Source organism: Pseudoalteromonas sp. S3178 (genome assembly GCF_005886985.1).
In the GTDB taxonomy this organism is placed as follows: Bacteria; Pseudomonadota; Gammaproteobacteria; order Enterobacterales; family Alteromonadaceae; genus Pseudoalteromonas; species Pseudoalteromonas carrageenovora.
Map to the genome: position 1 here is coordinate 1 of NZ_PNCW01000477.1, position 303 is coordinate 303.

The 303-nt window shown below is 40.9% G+C and carries 1 protein-coding gene; it reads left to right on the forward strand.

The window, feature by feature from the left end; genetic code table 11:
• Positions 1-303, forward strand: a 303-nt coding sequence (locus CWC11_RS21825; RefSeq protein WP_249330806.1) for a FlgO family outer membrane protein, incomplete at both ends; no start/stop codon positions are given.

Here is a 303-nt window from a genome sequence, read left to right on the forward strand (position 1 = left end):
TCACTCACTATGTCCAATCTATTATGCAAGACATGGTTGCAAACTTGAAACACGTGAGTGAGAAAACACCGGTAGCTGTGACAAGCTTTGTATTTTTAGATAAAGAATTTGATAAAGGTTCCTTGCTGGGTAACCAGTTGGCTGAAAGCTTTATCCATGAGCTTCATGCGTTTGGGATCCCTGTTGTGGACTTTAAAACAACAGACTATATCCGGGTGACACCTGAAGGCGATTTTATTTTTAGTCGTGACTTTTTAGAGCTATCTGACGACCACCCTTTTTTGTACGTGCTAGGTGGTACTT